This is a genomic window from Corallococcus sicarius, from assembly GCF_003611735.1.
Classification (GTDB): domain Bacteria; phylum Myxococcota; class Myxococcia; order Myxococcales; family Myxococcaceae; genus Corallococcus; species Corallococcus sicarius.
Map to the genome: position 1 here is coordinate 28,635 of NZ_RAWG01000032.1, position 22,099 is coordinate 50,733.

Annotated in this window: 16 protein-coding genes; 9 read left to right on the forward strand and 7 right to left on the reverse strand. The window is 70.1% G+C overall.

What is annotated here, in order from left to right; genetic code table 11:
- The first annotated feature begins 25 nt into the window (after positions 1-25).
- Complete coding sequence (rpmE, locus tag D7X12_RS07315; protein WP_120609568.1) at positions 26-277, forward strand: 50S ribosomal protein L31; 252 nt, start codon at positions 26-28, stop codon at positions 275-277.
- A 206-nt stretch (positions 278-483) separates the two neighbouring features.
- Entirely contained in the window at positions 484-1,362 is an 879-nt protein-coding gene (locus D7X12_RS07320; protein WP_120624542.1) for a DNA-methyltransferase, read from the forward strand.
- Between the two features lies 1 nt (position 1,363).
- On the opposite strand, the gene D7X12_RS07325 is transcribed toward D7X12_RS07320, so the two are convergent.
- Positions 1,364-3,118, reverse strand: a complete 1,755-nt coding sequence (locus D7X12_RS07325; RefSeq protein WP_120624543.1) for a M1 family metallopeptidase — start codon at positions 3,116-3,118, stop codon at positions 1,364-1,366.
- A gap of 128 nt (positions 3,119-3,246) precedes the next feature.
- Between D7X12_RS07325 and D7X12_RS07330 the strand changes: the two genes are divergently transcribed.
- Both D7X12_RS07330 and D7X12_RS07335 read left to right on the forward strand, forming a co-directional pair.
- Positions 3,247-5,637 (forward strand): 3-hydroxyacyl-CoA dehydrogenase/enoyl-CoA hydratase family protein, encoded by a 2,391-nt coding sequence (locus D7X12_RS07330; protein WP_120624544.1) that lies wholly within the window; start codon positions 3,247-3,249, stop codon positions 5,635-5,637.
- Positions 5,638-5,718: 81 nt separating this feature from the next.
- Positions 5,719-6,891, forward strand: coding sequence for a thiolase family protein (locus D7X12_RS07335; RefSeq protein WP_120624545.1), 1,173 nt, complete (start codon positions 5,719-5,721; stop codon positions 6,889-6,891).
- A 53-nt stretch (positions 6,892-6,944) separates the two neighbouring features.
- Here the strand turns inward: D7X12_RS07335 and D7X12_RS07340 are convergent, their stop codons facing one another.
- A complete protein-coding gene (locus D7X12_RS07340) occupies positions 6,945-8,783 on the reverse strand; it encodes a MutS family DNA mismatch repair protein (protein ID WP_208718865.1) in 1,839 nt (612 codons plus the stop codon).
- A 184-nt stretch (positions 8,784-8,967) separates the two neighbouring features.
- Here D7X12_RS07340 and D7X12_RS07345 point away from each other — a divergent pair, with 184 nt between their 5' ends.
- Positions 8,968-9,882, forward strand: a complete 915-nt coding sequence (locus D7X12_RS07345; protein ID WP_120624547.1) for a hypothetical protein — start codon at positions 8,968-8,970, stop codon at positions 9,880-9,882.
- A gap of 99 nt (positions 9,883-9,981) precedes the next feature.
- On the opposite strand, the gene mrpC is transcribed toward D7X12_RS07345, so the two are convergent.
- From mrpC to D7X12_RS07360, 3 genes are all read right to left on the reverse strand, one after another.
- Positions 9,982-10,728: a Crp/Fnr family transcriptional regulator MrpC gene (mrpC, locus tag D7X12_RS07350; protein WP_014395195.1), complete on the reverse strand. Its 747-nt coding sequence runs from the start codon at positions 10,726-10,728 to the stop codon at positions 9,982-9,984.
- 281 nt (positions 10,729-11,009) lie between these two features.
- On the reverse strand, positions 11,010-12,467 hold the full coding sequence (locus tag D7X12_RS07355) for a sigma-54-dependent transcriptional regulator (protein WP_120624548.1): 1,458 nt from the start codon (positions 12,465-12,467) through the stop codon (positions 11,010-11,012).
- Between the two features lie 7 nt (positions 12,468-12,474).
- Positions 12,475-13,452: a sensor histidine kinase gene (locus tag D7X12_RS07360; protein WP_120624549.1), complete on the reverse strand. Its 978-nt coding sequence runs from the start codon at positions 13,450-13,452 to the stop codon at positions 12,475-12,477.
- 76 nt (positions 13,453-13,528) lie between these two features.
- On the opposite strand from D7X12_RS07360, the gene D7X12_RS07365 reads away from it, so the two are divergent.
- Both D7X12_RS07365 and D7X12_RS07370 read left to right on the forward strand, forming a co-directional pair.
- Positions 13,529-16,417, forward strand: coding sequence for a fused MFS/spermidine synthase (locus D7X12_RS07365; RefSeq protein WP_244224412.1), 2,889 nt, complete (start codon positions 13,529-13,531; stop codon positions 16,415-16,417).
- A 179-nt stretch (positions 16,418-16,596) separates the two neighbouring features.
- Positions 16,597-16,863: a hypothetical protein gene (locus tag D7X12_RS07370; protein WP_120624551.1), complete on the forward strand. Its 267-nt coding sequence runs from the start codon at positions 16,597-16,599 to the stop codon at positions 16,861-16,863.
- 100 nt (positions 16,864-16,963) lie between these two features.
- Here the strand turns inward: D7X12_RS07370 and D7X12_RS07375 are convergent, their stop codons facing one another.
- Together D7X12_RS07375 and D7X12_RS07380 are read right to left on the reverse strand one after the other, a co-directional pair.
- Positions 16,964-18,436 carry a hypothetical protein gene (locus tag D7X12_RS07375; RefSeq protein WP_120624552.1) on the reverse strand — a complete coding sequence of 491 codons (1,473 nt, stop codon included), beginning with the start codon at positions 18,434-18,436 and terminating at the stop codon, positions 16,964-16,966.
- Positions 18,437-18,453: 17 nt separating this feature from the next.
- Positions 18,454-19,629 carry a hypothetical protein gene (locus D7X12_RS07380; RefSeq protein WP_244224413.1) on the reverse strand — a complete coding sequence of 392 codons (1,176 nt, stop codon included), beginning with the start codon at positions 19,627-19,629 and terminating at the stop codon, positions 18,454-18,456.
- A gap of 242 nt (positions 19,630-19,871) precedes the next feature.
- On the opposite strand from D7X12_RS07380, the gene D7X12_RS07385 reads away from it, so the two are divergent.
- Complete coding sequence (locus D7X12_RS07385) at positions 19,872-21,200, forward strand: amidohydrolase family protein (protein ID WP_120624555.1); 1,329 nt, start codon at positions 19,872-19,874, stop codon at positions 21,198-21,200.
- A gap of 14 nt (positions 21,201-21,214) precedes the next feature.
- Positions 21,215-22,099: class I SAM-dependent rRNA methyltransferase (locus D7X12_RS07390; protein ID WP_147443557.1), on the forward strand; the 885-nt coding region annotated here is incomplete at its 3' end.

The following is a 22,099-nucleotide window of genomic DNA, read 5'->3' on the forward strand; positions in this document are numbered from 1 at the left end:
GCAAGGCGCACTGGAGAGAAGCACCATGAAGCCCGACATGCACCCGGTCTATCCGCCTGCTCGCGTCACCTGCGCGTGCGGCAACGTCATCGAGACCAAGTCGACCCGCGGCTCGTTCAGCGTCGAAGTGTGCTCGAACTGCCACCCGTTCTTCACCGGCAAGTACAAGCTGATGGACACGGCGGGCCGCATCGACCGCTTCAAGAAGCGCTACGCGAACAACGCGCCCAGCATCAAGACGGGCGCGAAGACGGCCGCCGAGCCCGAGAAGGCGTAAGCCGCTTCAGACATCCCGCAGCACCCCACGAGCAGGGTCGTGGAGGGCCTCTCCAGACAGAGGCGCTCCCCGCCCTGCTCGCGGTGTTTCCAGCATCCGTCGTACGTCAAGTTTCAGGGTGCTACAGGCCAGAAATTCGACGTAGCAGAAGACTGACCGCACAGTCCGCCCCGTCCCGAAGACGTGTGTCCCAAGACGGAGGCGAGATGTTCGCGGAAGCTGCTGCCCCTAACCTGAAGATTGTCCGACGCTCCAACACCGACGACGTCTTCGCGAAGCGTGGGCAGGACTACACGCTCATGCAGGGCGACAGCCTGGAGCTGATGGCGAAGCTGCCGGAGCAGTCCTTCGACCTCATCTTCGCGGACCCGCCGTACTTCCTCTCCAACGGCGGCACCACCTGCAAGAACGGCAAGCGCGTCTCCGTGGCCAAGGGCCAGTGGGACGTCTCCCGCGGGGTGGAGGAGGACCACGCCTTCACCACGAAGTGGCTCGCGGCCTGCCAGCGCCTGCTGCGCCCCTCCGGCACCCTGTGGGTGAGCGGCACCCAGCACGTCATCTTCAACGCCGGCTTCGCCATGCAGAAGCTGGGCTACAAGCTGCTCAACACCGTCACCTGGTACAAGCCCAACGCGAGCCCCAACCTGGCGTGCCGCTACTTCACGCACTCCACGGAGCTGCTCATCTGGGCCTCGCCGAAGACGGGCGGCAAGCTCCAGCACGTCTTCAACTACCAGCGCATGAAGGCGGAGAACGGCGGCAAGCAGATGCGCGACGTGTGGGCCCTGCCGCGCAACGGTGACGAGGAACTCACCGCCGACGGCGCCGGCCGCATGTGGACGCAGACGGCCCCGCGCGGCGAGGAGAAGGCCTTCGGCAGCCACCCGACGCAGAAGCCGGTGGCCCTGCTGGAGCGCATCCTGGAGGCGAGCTGCCCGGAGAACTCGCTGGTGTTGGATCCGTTCAACGGCAGCGGCACCACGGGCGTGGCCGCCCTGAAGCACGGCCACCGCTACGTAGGCATCGACATGAACCCGGAGTACCTCGCCCTGTCCAAGAAGCGCCTGGACGCGGTGCTGAAGTAACTCACGCTCGGGCGAGGATGAGCTCCACGCCCTGACGGGCGATGGGGTGGTAGCGCGCCCCGTTCTTCTCGAACGCGGCGCGGGCCGTCTTGCGGTACTCGCGCGACGAGGCGAGCACGCTGTAGAGCGGCTTCAGGTACTTCATGCGGCCCACCTCGCCGAGGAACGCCTCGGCCCGGGCCAGCGCCGGCTCCCAGCCCGCCCGCAGCGCCGCCACCAGCCACGCCACCAGCACCTCCGAGTTGCGGCTCTTCGTGAGCGCGTACTTCGCGTCGAGCAGGCGGAAGACGTCCTTCGACGTGTCCGGCGGCATCGACTCCAGGTAGAGCTGCCACTCGGTGGGCGTCCAGTCCCGCACCTGCTCCTCCGACGGCACCAGCCCGCGCAGCCTGTCCAGCGCCTCCAGCCGCGCGGAGCGGGGACGGGGGGCGCTTGGAGGCACGCCGGGCCGGTGCAGGTACGCGTCCGCGTCCACCTTCGCCAGCGCCCCCGGCAGCTCCTTCTCCGTGAAGAGGACGAACTCCTCCGTGGTGAGCGCCTGGAAGCGGTACGTCGCCAGGTAGCGGCGCAGGAAGCCGTCGAAGGTCGGCCGGCCCACCGCGTCCTCCAGCGCGCGCAACAGCAGGTAGCCCTTCTCGTAGGGAATCTGGGAGAAGGCCTCGTCCGGGTCCACGCCCGACAGGTGCGTGCGCAGCGCCGTGAGCTGCGGGTGCGCGCGGAAGTGGTGCAGCGCCTCGTCCAGCGCCCTGCGTCCCAGGGCCGCGTGCAGCGCCGCGACCTCCGGCCCCGCCAGCGCCTCCAGGATGCGGCGCTCGGCGAAGACGGTGAAGCCCTCGTTGAGCCAGAAGTGCTCCGCGGACGCGTTCGTCACCAGGTTGCCCGTCCACGAGTGCGCAAGCTCGTGCGCCACCACGTTCACCAGGCTCTTGTCGCCCGCGATGAGCGTGGGCGTGAGGAACGTCAGGCGCGGGTTCTCCATGCCGCCGTACGGGAACGAGGGCGGCATCAGCAGCAGGTCGAAGCGCTCCCAGTCATACGGCCCGAAGAGGGACTCCGCGGCCTTGAGCATGTCGTCCACGCCCGCGAACTCGTCCGCCGCCTCCTCCAGCGCCTCCGGCTCCGCCCACACCCGCGAGCGCGGCCCCAATTCCTTCGGCGCGAGGCTGCCCACCGCGAAGGCCAGCAGGTACGGGGGCACCGACTGCGGCATCTCGAAGTGCTCCTCCGCCTCCACGCCGTGCTCCTCGCGGCCCACGAAGCTCGCCGCCATCACCGCCTTGAGCCCCTTGGGGATGCGCAGGGACGCGCGGTAGCGGATGCGCAGCCGGGGCGTGTCCTGCAGCGGCACCACGCTGCGCGCGTGGATGGCCTGGCACTGGCTGAACAGGAACGGTTGCTGTCCGCCCGCCGTCTGCGAGGGCAGCAGCCACTGCAGCGCGCTCGCCTCCGGGGACGTGCGGTAGCGCACCGTCAGCTGCTTGAGCCCGGCCGGCAGCTCGATGCGCAGCCGACTCCCCAGGATGGGCTCGGGAGGGGAGAGGATGTAGGGCAAGGGGCGACCCTGCGCATCCACCACCGAGCGGATGTCCAGGTCGCGGGTGTCCAGGTCGAGGGGGCCCGCTGACGCCTCCTTGAGGGTCAGCGTGGCCTCCGCGTGCAGGCGGCGCGTCCGGAAATCGACGCGGGCCTTCCAGTCCAGCGTTTCTGTCTCCGGCTGCGTGCTGTCGTTGTACGAGTGCGGGTCGAGGCGGGCCATTGCCTCCGACTTGTAGTCGGGGACCCGACCTCATGGCGAGCACACCCGGAGGTGTTGTCGGTTGACTTCCGGGTCAATCGCCTACATTTGTGCAGTCCCCTACTTCCTTTCAAGGGAGCCAATTTCCGATGACGACCCGGATCCGAAAAGTGGCGGTGCTTGGCGCTGGCGTGATGGGCAGCGGCATCGCCGCGCATCTGGCCAACTCCGGCGTTCGCGCCCTGTTGCTGGACATCGTTCCCCCCAAGGCCGCACCGGGGGAGGACACCGCCTCCAAGGCGTTCCGCAACAAGTTCGCGCAAGGGGCCCTGGCCAACCTGCGCAAGCAGAAGCCCAGCCCCATCGTGTCCGAGCAGGTGTTCACCTCCATCGAGGTGGGCAACCTGGAGGACGACCTCGCCCGGCTCGCCGAGTGCGACTGGATCATCGAGGTGGTGAAGGAGGACCTGGCCGTCAAGCAGGCCCTGTTCGCCAAGGTGGAGAAGCACGCGCGCAAGGACGCCATCATCAGCTCCAACACGTCCGGCCTCTCCATCGTGGGCATGACGGAGGGCCGCGGCGCGGACTTCAAGAAGAACTTCCTCGTCACGCACTTCTTCAACCCCGTGCGCTACATGAAGCTCCTGGAGCTCGTGTCGGGCCAGCACACCGACCCGGAGGTGGTGAAGACCATCCACCGCTTCGGTGAAGAGGTGCTCGGCAAGGGCATCGTCTACGGCAAGGACACCACCAACTTCATCGCGAACCGCATCGGCGTGTACGGGATGATGCGGACCATCTCCGAGATGACCAAGACGGAGATGACCATCGAAGAGGTGGACAAGATCTTTGGTCCGGCGATGGGCCGTCCCAAGTCCGCCGTGTTCCGCACCGCGGACATCGTGGGCCTGGACACGTTCACCCACGTGGCGAAGAACTGTTACGACACGCTGACCCACGACGAAGAGCGCAACGTCTTCGCGATTCCCGACTTCCTCCAGAAGATGGTGGAGAAGGGGATGCTGGGCGACAAGAGCGGCGGCGGCTTCTACAAGAAGGACAAGTCCGCGGGCGGCAAGGACATCCTCGCCCTGGACCTGAAGTCACTGGAGTACCGGCCGCAGACGAAGGTGCGCTTCGACTCGCTGGGCGCCGCGAAGGACATCGAGAACGTCCGTGAGCGCGTCGCGTCCGTGATGAACGCGAAGGACAAGGCGGGCACGTTCGCCGAGCGCGTGACGCTGGACGTGCTGGCCTACTCCAGCCGCCGCATCCCGGAGATCGCGGACGACGTGGTCAACGTGGACCGTGGCGTGCGCTGGGGCTTCGGCTGGGACCTGGGGCCCTTCGAGGTGTGGGACGCGTACGGCGTGCAGAAGGGCGTGGAGCGCATGAAGGCGCTCGGCCTGAAGCCCGCTGCCTGGGTGGAGGAGATGCTGGCCAAGGGCCGCACGTCCTTCTACGGCGTGCAGGATGGCCGCGACACCTACTGGGACATCCCCACGAAGTCGGTGAAGACCGTCGTTGAGAACGCGCGCACCTTCCGCGTGGAGTACCTCAAGCGCGGCAACAAGAAGATCACCGGCAACGACAGCGCCACGCTGTGGGACACGGGCGACGGCGTCACGCTGCTGGAGTTCCACTCCAAGATGAACTCCATCGACGATGACATCATCGCGATGATGAACACCGCGCTCGACGAGACGGAGAAGAACTTCAAGGGCCTGGTGATTGGCAACGACGGCTCCAACTTCTCCGCCGGCGCGAACATCATGGCCATGCTGATGGCGGCCAAGAGCGAGGACTTCGACTCCATCCGCAAGATGGCGTCCGCGTTCCAGCAGGCCAACCAGCGCATGCGCTACAGCCCCGTGCCCGTCGTGACGGCGCCCTTCAACCTCACGCTGGGCGGCGGCGCGGAGGTCACCATGGGTGGCAACGCGGTGCAGGCGAGCGCGGAGCTGTACATGGGCCTCGTGGAAGTGGGCGTGGGCCTCATCCCCGGCGGCGGCGGCACGATGATGCTGCTGCGCAACGTGTTCGGCGCGTACGCGGCGGACAAGGACTTCGACGCGCTGCCCTTCCTCAAGAAGGTGTTCCTCGCCATCGGCACCGCGAAGGTGGCGACGAGCGCGGAAGAGGCGCGCGAGTTCGGCTTCCTGTCGGCTCAGGACGGCATCACGGGCAACCGCGACTTCCTGCTGTCGGACGCGAAGTCGCGCGTGCTGGGCCTGGCCAATGGCGGCTTCCGCCCGCCGCGTCCCACGCGCTTCCGGCTGCCGGGCCCCAGCGGCGCGGCCACCATCGACATGATGTTGTACGACATGCAGCTCAACAACCAGATCAGCGCCCACGACCGGAAGATCGCCCAGAAGCTGGCGCGCGTGCTGTCCGGCGGCGACACCAGCGCGACCGCGCTCGTGAGCGAGGAGAAGCTGCTGGAGCTGGAGATGGAAGCGTTCCTGAGCCTCATTGGCGAGGAGAAGACCCAGGACCGCATGATGTTCATGCTCGAGAAGGGCAAGCCGCTGCGCAACTAGCGCGAGGCGTTTACCCAATGGGTTGCCAGATTCGAAATCCGATGCACGCCCGGACGCTGTCCGGGCAGGGAGACACCTGACATGTCCGGTCGAGTCGTGATTGCCAGCGCGGTGCGCACCCCCTTCACCCGCGCGCACAAGGGAGAGTTCAAGGACACGCGGCCGGATACGCTCGCGGCCCTTGCCATCAAGGAGGCCATGGCCCAGGTCCCCGGCTTGAAGCCGGCGGACGTGGAGGACGTCATCATGGGCTGTGCGATGCCGGAGGCGGAGCAGGGCATGAACGTCGCCCGCAACGCCAGCCTGCTCGCCGGCCTGCCGGACACCGTTCCGGGCATGACCATCAACCGCTTCTGTTCCTCGGGCGTGCAGTCCATGGCCCAGGCGGCGCAGGGCATCAAGTCCGGGATGATGCAGGTGGCCATCGCCGGTGGCACCGAGTCCATGACCATGGTGCCCATGGGCGGCAACAAGGTCTCCGCCAACCCGGAGATCATGGAGAAGCTGCCGGAGGTCTACACCTCCATGGGCGCCACGGCGGAGAACATCGCGTCCCGCTACAACGTCACGCGCGAGGACTCGGACAAGTTCGCCGCGGAGAGCCAGCGCCGTGCGGCCACCGCGCGGGAGCAGGGCAAGCTCAAGGATGAGATCTTCCCCGTCACCACGACGATGTACGACGAGGACGGCGTCCCGAAGCAGGTGACCGTGTCCGTGGACACCATCATGCGTCCGGAGACGACGGTGGAGGGCCTCGCGAAGCTGCGTCCGGCCTTCAACGCCAAGGGCGTGGTGACGGCCGGCAACGCGTCGCCGCTCACCGACGGCGCGGCCGCCGCGGTCATCATGAGCGAGGAGAAGGCGAAGGAGCTCAACGTCAAGGCGCTGGGCTACTTCGTGGACTACGTGGTCGCCGGCGTGCCGCCGGAGATCATGGGCGTGGGTCCCGTCCCCGCCATCCGCAAGCTGCTGGAGCGCAACAAGCTGAAGGTCGAAGACATCAGCGTCTTCGAACTCAACGAGGCCTTCGCGGCGCAGGCGCTGCACTGCATCCGTGAGCTGGGCATCCCGCTGGACAAGGTGAACCCGAACGGCGGCGCCATCGCCCTGGGCCACCCGCTGGGCGTGTCCGGCGCGCGCATGGTGGCCACCATCTTGCGCGAGCTGAAGCGCCGCGATGGCCGCTACGGCGTCGTCAGCATGTGCATCGGCGGCGGCATGGGCGCCGCGGCGCTCGTGGAGCTGGCGAAGTAATCCGCTTCCACTTCGCGCCCCTTGGGTTCAACCCGAGGGGCGCGGGGTGGCTGTCAGGAGGCCGGGGCGTCCGGGTCGTGCACCGGGACGCCCGCCAGGCGCAGCACCCGCAGCGCGTTGGTGGTGTCCACCACCCCCTGCCGCAGCCGGTAGTCGAACACCATCTTCCCGTCCTCCAGGTGGTCGCGGAAGTGCACGTTCACCACGTGCGAATCCTTCTCGTCCGCCAGCACCGCCAGGGACAAATCATGCGTCGTCACCGCGCCACACGCGCCGGAGGCGAGCAGCAGCCGCAGCACCTCGCGCGAAGCAATCTGGCGCTCGCGGGTGTTGGTGCCCAGCAGGATCTCATCCAGCAGGAAGAGGACCTGACCGTGCGCGGCCTGCGCCGCGTCCAGCACCATCTTCAGCCGCTGCACCTCCGCGTAGAAGTACGACACGCCGCGCTCCAGCGAGTCCTTCACGCGCATGCTGGTGAGCACCTGCAGCGGTGACAGGCGCAACGTGGCCGCGCACACCGGCGCGCCCGCCAGTGCCAGCACCACGTTGGCGCCCAGCGCGCGCATCAGCGTCGTCTTGCCGCTCATGTTGGAGCCGGTGATGAGCAGCGCGTGACGGGCGCCGGGCAGCGACACGTCGTTCGCCACCGGCGCGTCCAGCAGCGGGTGCCCCAGCGCGGTGGCCTCCACGCGCGGGCCCTGGGACTCCAGCTGCGGCCACGTGAAGGCGGGCCGGTCATGCGCCAGCCCGCCAATGCAGCAGAGGGCCTCCAATTCCGACAGGCCCTCGAACCACTGGCGTACCTGCTTCCCGTGCGCGGCCCTCCAGCCCTCCAGCGCGAAGAGGGCGTGGATGTCCCAGAGCGTGAGCCAGTGCACCAGCGCGTGGAACTGGTGCCGCTTGAACTCGATGAGCGAGTACAGCCGGCTGAAGCGGCGGAAGAGGTGCGACACCGGGGCGCCCTGGCCCGGCTGGAGCCCGGACTGGAGCTGCTTCAAGCGCGGGTGCTCGAAGGACTGCTTCTCCACGCGCTCGAAGAGGGCCGCGTAGCGCACGAAGCCGCGCTCGCCCTGTTCCACGGCCTCGTCCATCCGCTTGAGCGTGGGGCGCGTGGCCACCGCGACGCCCAGCTGCGCGAGCAATCCCAGCCACACGAGGCTGTCTGGAATCACCCCCACGGTGCCCAGGATGAACAGGGTGAGCGTCACCAGAGGCAGCACCACCGCCAGCGGGCGCGACCAGCGGATGGCGTCCAGGGACGGGCCGGCCTCCGCCCACTGGATGAAGAGGGAAGGGTCCGCCTTCTCCTTCGCCACCACGCGGGCGTCCACGCAGAGCTCCTGGCGGAAGTCCACGCGCGGGGCCAGCTCCCGGGCCGCTCCCTGCCGGGTCACCACCGTGTCCGCGTCGGCCGGCGCGGACAGCCACGCCGCCAGCCGCTCCTCGCCCGCGCGGGTCGCCGTCTCGTTGATGAGCTGGAAGAGGCTGCCCTGGCCAAAGACATCCAGGTCCGTGGCGTAGAGGTGGTTGGGGGACAGGAACCGCTCCCCGGTGTCCGTGAAGGCGTGCCAGCCGCCCTCCAGCCGCGCCAGGCCCCGCTCGTTGAGGAGCACGAAGTGCCGCGCCCGCTGCTCCTTGAGGAACACCTGGTGGTGCAGCACCGCCAGGAGCCCGTAGACGGCGAGCGCGCCCGCCGCCGCCCACCACCACGGCTTCGGCAGCCGGCCCAGCAGCGTGAACAGCGCGATCCCCGCGGCGGCCACGAAGGCCACGGTGCGCAGGTTGGCGTACCTCGCGCTGATGCGATCCAACACCGTCAGCTCCGCCTGGGCGGCGGCGCGACGGTCGGTGTACGTGCGGTGGGGACTCGGGGACTCAGTAGGGGCGGGCACGATGGCCGCGCATGCTGAGCGGCCCCCCGTCCGAGGGCAAGCGCGCCAAGCGCCGGCGCCTCCTGAATCCTCACGGCGGCTCACCTGGCGGGCCCCGTGAATTGACTTTCCGTGCTCCCCCGGGATTTGAATGCCCGCGTGAGGGGCGACCGGCCGGGCCGCCCGTCACGGACAGGGTCACCCCATGTCATTGCCCAAGGTGTTGCTGTGCGGGGGGCTGCTCGTCGGCACCCTCGCCGCGCCTCCCGCCGAAGCCCGTTTTGGCAAGCGCTCGGACTCCAACGAAACGTCGAAGCCCGTCCACCCGGCCACGGCCATCGGCGTGGACGACGACGACGATGATGACGACGACGACGCGAAGCCGGACGAGGACGAGAACCGGCCGCAGCGGGCCCCGGTGACGGTGTCCTCCTCGGAGGACTCCTTTCGCTCCAGCGCATCGGACGACGCCGCCGCGGTCATCCTCGGCGCTGTCTTCGAGCTGCTGCTCAGCGGCCTGGGCGAGGTCATCATCACCACCGGCACGCACCACGGGGCCCAGCCCTCGGACGACCCGAACGAGGTGCCCCTGCCGGGCTCGCTGAAGCACGCCGTCCCGTTCTCCTTCCGCCTGGGGATGCAGATGGCGTCCTACTCGCGCGGGACGGGCCTGGACTTCGCGCTCGGCTGGGACCTCCACCGCTTCGGCGCGGACCTGCGCCTGGCGCGGCTGGAGGTGGCGCGAGGGGCCACGGACTTCCGCGATCCGAACTTCCTGGGGGCGTTCCACCTGGCGTACGCCCCCATCGTCCAGGACACCCTGCGCGTGCGCGGCGAATTGGGCGTCTCCACCGCGACCCTGGCCCGGGGCTTCTACGTCGGGCCCAGCCTGGGCATGTCCCTGGAGGCCTGCGTCCTGGGGCCGCTGGACGTGGAGGCCCGCATGCAGGTGACGCCCTTTCCGTACCGGCAGGCGGACCTGCGCGCCGGGCTCGCGCTGCACCTGGGCAGCCTGATGCTGCGCGGCGGGGTGCACGGCCTCTTCCTGGACCCCGACGTGAGCCCCACGGCCCGGGACAGGCTCTTCGGCCCCGAGTTCGGCCTGGGCTTCACGTTCTAGAAGGGCAGGGCCCCGCAAATGCCACGGGCCCGGCCGCGGGGGTGTACGCGGTCAGGCCCGTTGGACGTCATGTGCCCGCCGCAAGGCGGGCCGTGCGGCCTACTTCTCCTTGGAGGCCAGCTTGCGCAGGGCCTTCTGGTCACGCACGCAGAGGATGCGGCCGACGTTGCCGAGCACGCCCTCGCGCTTCATCTCGTTGATGAGCGTGGACACGAAGGAGCGCGAGGCGCCGACGAGGTCCGCCAGGTCCTGCTGGGTGATGCCGCGCAGGTCCGTCTCGCCGCCGTGCGGGCAGCGCTCGCCGTGGGCTTCCACCAGCGTCAGGAGGGTGTCCGCCAGCCGGGCCGGCACTTCCTTGAAGGTCAGGCCGAGCACGCGCTTGCGCAGCGAACGCACGCGGTCCGCGTAGGCGCGCACCACGTCCACCGCCAGGGCCGGACGGGCCTCCAGCTGGGCGCGGAAGTCACGGCCCTCGATGCTCCACACCTCGGCCTCGCCCGCGGCCACGGCCATCTCCTCGATGGGCGTCCCCTCGGGGCGGAACAGCTCGCCGAACAGGTCGCCCGGGCGCAGGATGGACACCACCGAGCGGGTGCTGTTCTTGCCAATGCGCATCAGGCGCACGCGGCCGGACTTCAGCAGGTACACGCGGTCCGACGTGTCGCCGGGGCGGTAGATGGTCGAGTTGTGCGGGAAGGACTCGACCTTGAAGTAGCCCTTGAAGTCGATCGCTTCCTGGCCGGGAACCAGCTTGTTCGCCGTCACCATCATCCCGGAGCTGGTCGCCTGCAGGGGCGCCACGACGTTGGAACCGATGGGGCCGAGGGGGCGATTGAATCCGTGCATGGGGGATCTCCTGGAATCTGAGGGAAGGAAGCGTGGGGAAGGTTGGCTGGCCTGTCTGCGGCGAGCTGACCTTGCTCTTTCCAAGAGCCGTGCCAGAGGTGCTTCAACTATTCCCAGGGGAACAGTTCCAGGAATGCCGGGTACTTAGCGCTCCAACCGGGTACGAACCCCCCAACTGTGTCCGAAACCTGAAACAAAACGTTCAAACAGTCTGATCAATTTGAACGAAACGTTCAAGGAGGCCCGGGGACTGTCCGGCCAGGGACAGTGGAAGGACAGTGTCAGGAAGCATCCTTCACCGGGTAAGGGTGCACCTGTGGACCCTGGCCCTGTGCAAGACCGAACTTTTGAAGCTTTCGTTCAAGGGTCGGACGGCTGATGCCAAGAATCTGACAGGTGCGGCCCTTGTGGCCCTTGGTGACGGCCATGGCGCGGGCAATGAGCTGCCGCTCGGCCTCTTCCAGGGTGGGGATGAGGCTGGCGTCATCCACGGCGGGGGCGGCGAACATGGGGCCGCCCGGGGCGGAGGCGCGGCTGGCCTCCGGGCTGGGGACGACGGGCTCCAGGGCGGGCAGGTCGTCGCCGCGCAGCACGTCGCCGGGGGCGAGCACGACGGCGCGGGTGAGGACGTTCTCCAGCTCGCGCACGTTGCCGCGCCAGGGCAGCTGCGTGAGGCGCTCCATGACCTCCTGGGGCACGCGGGTGACGCGCTTGTGCACCTTCTCGTTGATGCGCTCCAGCATGTGCTTCACGAGCAGGGAGATGTCCTCGCGCCGCTCGCGCAGGGGCGGGATGAACAGGGTGATGACCTTGAGGCGCTGGTAGAGGTCCTCGCGGAAGCGGCCCTGGGCCACCTCGTCGGAGAGGGTGCGGTGGGTGGCGGCGATGACGCGCGCGCGCAGCTTCACGCGCTTGACGCCGCCCACGCGCTCGAACTCGCGCTCCTGGAGGACTCGCAGCAGCTTCGCCTGGAGCATCAGCGACATGTCGCCAATCTCGTCCAGGAAGACGGTGCCGTCCTCGGCCAGCTCGAACTTGCCGGGCTTGCCGGCGACGGCGCCCGTGAAGGCGCCCTTCTCGTGGCCGAACAGCTCGCTCTCCAGGAGCGTGTCCACGATGGCGGAGCAGTTGATGCCGATGAAGGGGCGCGGCTCGTCGTAGGAGTAGTTGTGGATGACGCGGGCGATGAGCTCCTTGCCGGTGCCGCTCTCGCCGGTAATCAGCACGGTGGCGGCGCTGCCCGTCACCTTGCCGATCTCCTTCACCAGCTGCTGCATGGAGACGCTGGTGCCCACGATGTCGCCCAGGCGGACGACGGCGTTCTCGCGGTGGACCTCGTCCGCGCGGCGCGACAGCTGGCGGTACTCCAGCGCGCGCTCCACGACCAGGTCCAGGGCGGCCGGGTCGGGGAAGGGCTTGTGGATGTAGTCGAACGCACCGGCCTTCATGGCCCGGATGGTCGTCTCCATGTCGTGGTAGGCGGTGACGAGGATGATGCGCGCGTCGCCGCACAGGCCCTTCATCTCCTCGATGATCTCCAGGCCCGTCCGGTCCGGGAGCATCATGTCCAGGATGACGACGCTGGGCATGTTCTCCTGGGCGGCCTTCAGCCCGGCGGCGGCGCTGGTGGCGGTGACCACCTGGTAGCGCGGCTGCCCGTCCTGCTCGATGTCCTCGAAGTGCATCGTGAGGGTTTCGAGCAGCGACACGTCGTCATCGACGATGAGGAGGGTCTCCATGGGGCTCTCAGGCTGCGAACGTCAGCGTGAACACCATCCCCGGTTCGGCGCTTCCTTCCGCCACCACGTCGCCCCCCACGCCGGTCATCACCCGCCGCAGGGCAGCCAGGGACAGCCCCGCTCCCCGGGCCAGCCGCGAGCCGAACGGATCGAACAGCGTGCCGCGCTCCTCGGGCGGCAGGGCCGCGGCCGGGTCGTCCAGGATGAGGCTCACATGGCCGGGGGTGGCCTGACGCAGGGTCACCTGCACGCGTCCTTCCTCCGGCAGGCCCATGGCCACGTTGAGCAGGACCTGGGCGAGCACCGGCCTCAACCGGTTGGGATCCACCCGAACGCGGGGCAGGTCCGCCTCTTCCTTCACATCCACCTCGATGCGGCGCTCGGCGAGTTCAGGGGCCACCATGGCGGTCGCCTCCTGGACGACCGAGCGCAGCGGGTGGGAGTCCAGGTTCGCGGCGCCCTCCCGGCCGTACTCGGACAGGAGCCAGAGCATGCGCTCCATGGTGCGGATCTCCCGGTTGGCGATGGTGAGCCGCCGCTTGTCGCGGTCCGACAGGCCGGTGTTCCGCGCGAGCGTCTGCACCGCCATCTTCACGGACGACAGCGGGTTGCGGATCTCATGGCTGAGCGACGACGACAGCCGCGAAATCTGCACCGGCGGCGCTCCCTCCAACACCGCGCCCAGGTCGAGCACGCCCGCGGAGGCCTCCTCGCCGTCCATGCCCAGCACGAGCCGCAGGTGGGTGGGGGGCGTGCCGCCTCCCGGGGCCACGACGACGAACTCCACGCCCCGGCGGTCCTCGCGGGCCCTCGCGTCCAGCTCGCGGGCGCGCTCCTGGGTGATGCCGAGGGCCGTGTGCAGGGGGATGCCCATCAGCGCGGAGGCCGCGCGGCGCAACACCGTGGCGCAGTCGCCCTCGGCGCGCGTGACCCGGAGGTTGGGGGACCAGGCGAGCTGTGCGACTTGCAGGAGTTGGGCGTTCATTGGTGGGCCTGAAACATACCGGGTAAGGTTCCGCGCTGTCCCTATGTCCGGATCCGCGCGTTTTCCGAAGAACCTTGTGGCCGCCCTTCTGTTCCTCTCGGGGTCGACCGCGCTGGTTTATGAGCTGGTGTGGTCCAAATACCTGGGGAACGTCCTGGGCAACAGCGGCCAGGCCCACGCCGTGGTGTTGGCGACGTTCATGGGGGGCCTCGCCCTGGGGGCATCTGTCTTCGGGCGGACAGCCGACCGGGTGAAGAGCCCCCTGGCCCTCTACGGCCTGCTGGAGCTGGGCGTGGGGCTGTACGCCCTGGCGTTCCCCGCCGTGCTCCGCGTGCTGGAGGCGGGGTGGCTGGCGGTGGCGCCGAGCGTGCCGGAGGGCCTGCGCGTGGGCCCCCGCCTGCTCGTGGCCGCGCTGTCGCTGGTGGTGCCCACGCTGCTCATGGGCGGCACGCTGCCGGCGCTGGTGAGACACTTCGCGGCGAGCCTCGCCGGGGTGCGGCGGGAATTGGCGCGGCTGTATGCCATCAACAGCCTGGGCGCGGCGCTGGGGGCCTACATCGCGGGGACGCGGCTGGTGCCGGCGATTGGATTGTCCGCGTCCGCGACGCTGGCCGCGGGGCTCAACCTGCTCCTGGCGGTGGCGGCGCTGGCGCTCGCCCGGAGCCATCCGCCGGCGCTCGCCGGGGTGCGCGAGGGCGACGCGTCAGGTGGGGACGAGGTGGCCTACCCGCGCCGCGCCGTGCGGGCCGCGCTGTGGGGGGTGCTGCTGTCGGGCTTCACGTCGATGCTGTACCAGGTGACGTGGATCCGCCTGCTGTCCATCGTCCTGGGCGCGTCCACGTATGCCTTCACGCTCATCCTGACGGCGTTCATCCTGGGCATCGGCCTGGGCAGCTTCTGGCTGATGACGCGCAAGGAGGGGGTGGATTCGCTCCGGCTCTACGGGCGGACGCAGGTGGCGCTCGTGGTGAGCCTCTGCGTGGCCCTGCCGCTGTACGTGCGGCTGCCGCACCTGTTCCACCGCGCGGAGTGGCTGCTGACGCGCACGCTGGACGCGTGGCCCGTGTTCCAGGGGCTCACCTTCGCGTTCTGCTGCGCGGTGCTGCTCATCCCCACGTTCTTCATGGGCGCCGCGTTCCCGGCCGCCGCGCGCGTGGCGACGGCGAAGGTGTCCGAGGTGGGGCGCCAGCTGGGCGGCGTGTACCTGTGGAACACGGTGGGCACCATCACCGGTTCGGCGCTGGGCGGGCTGGTGCTGATGCCGTGGTGGGGCATGGAGGGCAACTTCGTCGCGGGCGTGGTGGCGAACCTCGCGGCGGCGGCGCTGGCGTTCAGCGCGGCGCCGGCGAAGGCGAAGGCGAACGCGAGGACCCCGTCCAGCGCCCTGTCGTCCGTGCCGTGGCGCGCGCTGTGGCCGGTGGGCCTGGCGGCGCTCCTGGCGGTCGTGGTGCTGGGCGGCATGCGGGGCTGGGCGGTGCGCCTGAGCAGCATCGCGTCCATCCGGATGCACCAGAAGCCGCCGGACACGTACGCGGAGCTGGTGCGGAACATGGAGCGGGACATCCGCCCGGTGTTCTACGCGGACGACACCTTCGCCACGGTGCTGGTGGGCGACGTGCCGCGCGACGGGCACCGCTTCATGAAGCTCAACGGCAAGGTGGACGCCTCCAACGGCAGCGACGTGGAGACGCAGGTGGTGGCGGGCCACCTGGGGGTGCTCTTGCACGCGCGCGAGCCGGAGAACGTGCTCCTCGTGGGCGCGGGCGCGGCCATCACCGCGGGCAGCGTGCTGGCCCACCCGGTGAAGCACCTGGACATGGTGGAGATATCCCCGGCCGTGATTGACGGGGCGCGCCTGTTCAAGGCGGACAACCGCAACGCGGTGGATGATCCGCGCACGCACGTGCACGTGGACGACGCGAAGACGTTCATGGCGCTGGCGTCGCGCAAGTACGACCTGGTGGTGAGCGTGCCCTCCAACCCGTGGGTGGCGGGCGTGTCCGGCCTCTTCACGCGCGACTTCTTCCAGACCGTGGACCGGCACCTCACGGACGACGGCGTGCTGGTGCAGTGGATCCACACCTACGAGAGCAACGAGGAGCTCATCCGGCTGGTGGTGCGGACGCTGCGCGACACCTTCCCGCATGCCACCACCTGGCTGGGCCCGCACGACCTCATCCTGGTGGCCAGCCGCAAGCCGCTCGTGTTCGACGCGGCGCGGGTGGCTGAACGGATGGCCCGGACGGAGGCGAAGAAGGACCTGGACCGGGTGGACCTCCACGACGTGTTCGCGCTCCTGTCCAAGCAGGTGCACAGCGACGCGGGCCAACTGGCGTTCGCGGGGCCGGGGCCCATCAACACGGATGATCACAACGTGCTGGAGTACGCGTCCCCCATCGCCTTCTTCCTGGCGGACCTGGACGTGCGGGTGAAGGACGAGCGCCGCGCGCCGGAAGGAGGCCCGGGGCTGTTCCTGCACGACTACCTGCGCAATCACCCGCCCACCGCGGAACAGGCCGCGTTGCTGTACCGGAACATCGAGCGCTTCCACGCGGGCAATGATCCGATGGTGCGGGGCGTGGCCACGCTGTGGCGCTCGCTGGCGCCGGACAGTCCGGAGGCCGCGCTCGCCGTGGGCCGCGCGGCGCTCGCGCAGAACGACCTGACGATGGCGGCCTCGCTGCTGGATCCCGAGGTCGCGAAGGGGGGGCGCTCCCCGGAGCTGGTGGCGGCCTGGCTCCAACTCGTGACGGCCCGCGCGTGGGCCACCCGGACGGTGTGGACGCCGGTGGCCACCGACGCGGCGCTCGCGCTGGGGCGCGACGTGGCGGGCCAGCACCCGGCGCATGAGGGGCTCCAGAAGGCCCTGCGCGGCCTGTGTGGCGCGCTGCCGCAGAACGCGTGCGCGAAGGGCTCCGCGAATGCTCCGAAGCCGCCTCCCGTCGTCACCCCCGGAGGCCCGTGAAACACCTCCCGCACGCTGTTTCAGGGCGTCGAGTGGGTCCAGGTGCCTGGAATCATTGCTCTCATCCCCCATCCTCCCGATGACGGATGGAGGTCCAGGTGGGATCGTTCTACTGTCCGTTTCGACCCTGACTCCCGCAGGGTGAGTTTCCCACCGCTGCACGACCCCCGGAGTTTCCCATGAAGACGCTTTCGAAGAAGCAGCAGACGCAGCTGCGCAAGTCCCGTGGTCAGGGCATGACCGAGTACATCATCATCGTTGCGCTGATCGCCATCGCGGCCATCGGCGTCATCACGCTGTTCGGCGACAACATCCGCCTGCTGTTCGGCGCCTCCGCGGCGGCCCTGGCCGGCCAGGACGACGTGACGAACGACGGCAAGGCGTCCGACGACACCCTGAACAAGAAGACGATGAAGACGTTCGGCCAGAACAACACCGCGTACTGAGCCGCGCCCGGAGCCGGGAGGCGTGGGCAGGACCCTCGGGTCGGCCGTGCTTCCCCTCCAGCGAATGGCAGGTCCCTCCATCCGGAAGGGCCTGCCATTTTCATTTCGTGCGCTCGCGGATCCAGAGGACGTAGACGCCTTCGCGCGCCGCCTCACGCCAGCCGCCCCGTGCCCGCAGGTGATCCAGCAGCAGGTTGCCCGGGTTCACCGTGTCCCAGACGAGGTAGTCCGGATCATAGCGCTCCAGCGCCTCCTCCCAGCCGGGCTCGGACAACACCAACCGCTGGTAGTCGTCGTGGACGGCGACCGGGAACGGATCATTGCGGCTGTCGATGAAGACCTTGAAGCCCGTGCCCGCGAAGTAGGAGATGGGGCCGCCCAGGATGAACCGGTTGAGCACCCGGCCTGGAGGCTGCTCGCTCAACGTCTGGAGCAGGTGGAGCGGGAGCATGGCGTGCGTGCCCGCCTTCATCGGCAGGGGCCGGCCCGCATGCAGCACGGTGAGCCCCAGGAGCAGGACCGCGGGCCACAGCGCCAGGGACGCGCCGGTGCTCCAGCCCTCAAGCCCGCGCTCCACCCGGGACCGCAGGCGCTCGAGCAGGGCCGGGAACCCTGGCGCGTGCGCCGTGGCGGCGTGCTCCCGCAGCGCCAGGGCCAGGAGCACGGCGGCGAAGGGCGCGTGGCGTTGGACCTTCAGCGCGGCGATGCCCAGCACCAGCGAGGGCAGGAGCACGGCGATGCGATGGGTGCGGGCCCGCCCCACGACGAAGAAGAAGCCCGCGAAGAGGGCCAGGTACGCCCAGCTCCACCGGTACTCCAGGTCCAGGGGCTGCCACTCGTAGAGGGTCTGGGTGGACGGCAGCAGCGCGTGCTGGAGCGGGTACAGGTAGATGTGGAGGCCGTCCGGGGAGAGGCCCGCGACGAGGAACATCGCGAGCGCCGCCGCGAGCGCCTTCACGGTGCGGCGGCGCGACGCGGGCGTGGGGTCATCCAGGCACTGGCCCAGCGCGACGGACGCGAGGAGCGCGGGGCCCAGGGGCCAGCTGCCGTGCAGGTTGGCCCACGCGAGCCCCAGCACCGGAAAGGCCCAGAGCCAGCGCCCGTTCCCCGCCCGCCACGCCTGGACGCCGAGGACGGCGAGGGTGAAGAACAGCTGCCCCACGTGGAAGGGGCGCTCCTGGAGCCACGTGGCGGAGTGCACCCCCATCACCAGGCCCAGACAGAGCAGGTCGAGCAGGTGGGCGTCGCTGCCTCCCGCGCGGCGCAGGGCCACCGACAGCAGGAGCACGTTGCTGGCGACGAGCGCCGCGATGAGGAGCGCGGGGCCCGCCGCGCCCAGGGCCTTGAGGAGCAGGGTACAGAGCACCCCGAAGCCCCACTCGTGCGGCACCCAGCCCGCGGTGCCCGTCAGGCTGAAGGGATCCACGCGGCTGAAGCCGTGCTCCAGGATGTAGCGCCCTCCGGCCAGGTGGAAGAACAGGTCGTAGTTGCGCAGGGGCCTGGCGGCGAGCCACAGCAAAAGCCCGCAGGCAATCAGGCCCACGGGGGCGGGCAGGTAGGGACGGATCCGCATGACGTTCTACGGGGAGCCTACCGCGCTCCGAGCCCCAACCGGCGCAGCATCACCTGCCGGATGGAGGGGATGCGGAAGCGGAAGATGAACGCGTCCGCGAAGTAGTGCGCGAGCACCACCGCGAAGCCCAGCGACGTGAGGCCTCGGAGCAGGGGATGCGCCTGCGCGCCGCCGCTGATGCTGAGCGAGCCGCGCGCGGGCCCGTCCAGGAGGAAGCCGTGCACCACGCCCAGCGCGAGCAGCGGGAGCATGGAGACCACCATGGCGGGCCAGATGAGCTTGCGACCCAGGCGGGGCGCGTCGCCCTCGCGGGGCTCCAGCATGCGCGCGCTGAGCACGTAGTACTCCAGCCCGTGCATGCCCGGCAGCATCACGTAGCCCCAGGAGGGGGCCACGAGCGCGAGCCCCGTCGCCGTCGCCATGCCCAGCAGGTAGAGCACCTTGGGTCCGCTGGCGGTGCCGGAGCGCAGCACCGCGCGGAACAGCAGCAGGAAGTAGACGAGCCAGATGCCGATGAGCACCGGCAGCGTCTGCCACGGCAGGACGACGCCCTGCCCCACGTCGAGGTAGGCGGGGGCGTTGGGCGCGGCCGACTCCGCGACGAAGAAGATGCGCGTGAGCAGGACCGACAGGAGCAGCGGGACGTAGAGCTGTTGCAGCCTGCGCTCGAGAGGGGAGGGCGCGGGCAGCCCCGCCTGTCCGCCGCGAAGGCCGTGCAGGGACCACAGGCCCCGGTGCTGGGACAGGGTGTGGTGCATGCCGAAGACGTTGAAGATGACGGCGACGGCGAAGAGGTGGACGGCGCGGTCCGCGTAGGAGGTGAAGAACAGCGCCGCGCCCACCAGGAGCATGGCCAGCGAGCCCGCGAGGATGTTGCGGGGCTGGTTCGGGGCGGCGGTCAGCACGTCCCGGTGCACGCCGAAGAGCAGGAACGTGAGCACCACGTGGGTGGCGTTGCCGAGGATGTTCTGGGCCGTCCACGCCATCAGCCGGTGCGCGCCATCCGCGGCCAGGGGCGCCATGAAGGCGCTGGCCCCGGCGGCGGCCAGGGTGAGGGCGAGCGGGATGACGAGGATGGCCAGGTCCGCCCCGGGCGAGAACAGCCACAGGCGGCGGAAGCGCAGCGACCCTGGCACCGCCGGCGCGTCCTGCTCGTGCTCTGGCTCGGGGCCGGTGGCGACTCCGGGGCTCATCGGTGTCATGGGCGGCGAAGTATACCGACACACCGGGGTGCCACGAACCCTCGGCCCGCGCGCCGCAGTCGGACTGGAGCCCTCCTGCCGGGCAGCCGCGCTCGGGCTCCTCGCGGTGACGCTGCCACTGCCTCCAGTTCCCACTCCCGGGGGGCCAGGGGCTGCATCGGTCCGGCCCTCCCGGCCTCTAGAAGGCGACGGGGTTCATCCGCCACCCACCCCGTGCTAAAACGGGGATGTCCATGGAAGGCCGACTGCTGCTGAAGAACTGCGCCGTGTTCCGTGCGGACGGTCGCGTCCGCCACGGCATGGCCGTCGTGGTGGAAGAGGGCATCATCCGCCGCGTCGCGCCGGACTCCGAGGTGCCCGTGCTCCCCGGTGACTGGGAGGTGGCGTGTCGTGGCCGCCTCGTCGCCCCTGGCCTCGTGGACTGTCACTCGCACCTGGTCAACGGGCAGCTGTTGCCCCCCAATGGCGACTTCCTCCTGCGCCAGCCCCGCTCGCGCCTGGAGCGGATGCGCGGGGTGGCCAACCTCCTCGACGCCGGGGACGTGGAGGTCCTCACCCGCTTCGCCGCCGCCCGCGCGCTGCTCGACGGTGTCACGCTCGTCATCGACCACCTGTCGTGCCCATCGGACGTGTCGGGCGGCCTGGACGCCCAGGCCCGCGCCGCCGAAGCGCTGGGCCTGCGCCTGGTCGCCTCCCACTCCACCCACAGCCTGGATGGCGCCGCGAAGGCGGAGGCCCAGGCGGACGCCAACGCCGACTTCGTGCGCCGCCACCGCGGCCACCCCCGGGTGCGCGGAGCGCTGGGCTTCCATGCGTCGTACACCTGCGAGGACGCGCTCCTGTCGCGCATCGCACGGCTGCGCGAGGAGCTGAACGCGCCGCTCGTCTTCCACCTCGCGGAGAACGAGGACGACCTCTCCACCACCTACGCCACCCACGGCCGCCGCGTGGTGCCGCGCCTGGATGCGCTGGGCCTCCTGGGGCCGCATGCCATCGCCGGCTACCCCCGCGCCGTGGAGCGCGCCGAAGCCGAACGGCTGGCCGCCTCCGGCACCTTCGTCGCCCTCACGCCCCGCGCCTCCCGCGCCCTGGAGCGCGTGGGCGACTCCGCGGAGGGCCCCCTGTCCAGCCTCCACCTCGTGGGCCTGGGCACCGGAGGGCATGGCTCGCTCCAGGAGGAGCTGAACGCGGCCCTCGTGGGCATGCTGCACCTGGCGCGCTCCGGCCGGATGCCGGACCTGGACGACTCGCTCGCGCACCTGTTCATCAGCGGCCCCGCGGAGCTGTGCACCCGCCTGTATGGCCTGCCGTCGGGCGGCGTGGACGAGGGCAGCATCGCGGACCTGGTCGTCTACGACGCCATCCCCGCCGCCGACCCGGAGACGGGCTACTCGCCCTTCCTCCTGGGCCAGCTCGTCCCCGCGCGGGTGGCCTGGACGCTGGTCCATGGCCGCGTGTGCGTGCGCGAGGGGCAGCTGTTGGGCCATGACTACGTGGACCTGGCCCGCGACGCCGCAGCGGCCCTGGCCCGCGTCTGGTCCCGCGCGCGGCTGGGCACGTAGGGTAGAAGGGGCGCGTGAGTGCCCTGCCTCCCCGCCTCGTGGACACCCTGCGCGCCGCCCGCGCCCGCCGGGGTGCGCTCCTCTCCGACGCCGCCACCACCGCCTTCCGCCTGCTGAATGGCGCCGGGGACGGCGTGCCCGACGTCACGGCGGACGTCTTCGGTGACGTCGTCGTCGTGAGCCTCTACCGCGACCTGTCCGAAGCCGAGGAGGCCACGCTCCTCGACGCCGCCGTCACCGCCTGGACGCCCCGGAGCGTCTACCTGAAGCGCCGCCCCCGCGAGGCCCGCGTGCTGGCCAACGTGGCCAAGGACGCGCTCGCGCCGGAGGCCGCCGCCCGGGGGGAGGCCGTGGAGGACTTCGTCGCCAAGGAGAACGGCCTCTGTTTCCACATCCGCCCGGGCCAGGGCCTCTCCGTGGGCCTCTACCTGGACATGCGCGACACCCGCGCGTGGCTCCAGGCCCAGGCGGGCGGACTCACCGTGCTCAACCTCTTCGCGTACACCTGCGGCTTCGGCGTGGCCGCCACCGCGGGCGGCGCGAAGCGGGTGCTCAACCTGGACGCCAGCCGCCGCGTGCTCGAATGGGGCGAAGAGAACGCGCGCCTCAATGGCCAGGCCGTGGACCGCTACGACTACGTGGCGGGTGACGTCTTCGACTGGCTCCAGCGCCTTTCGAAGAAGGGGGAGGCCTTCGACGTCGTGGTCGCCGACCCGCCGTCCTTCTCCACCACCCGCACGACGCGCTTCTCCGCCGCGCGCGACTACTCCCGGCTGGCGGAGGCCGCCTCCCGCGTGGTGGCCCCGGGGGGGCGCCTGGTCGCCTGCTGCAACCTGGCGGGCCTCCCCGTGCGCCGCTTCGAGACGATGGTGCTGGAGGGGGTCACGCGGGCGGGCAGG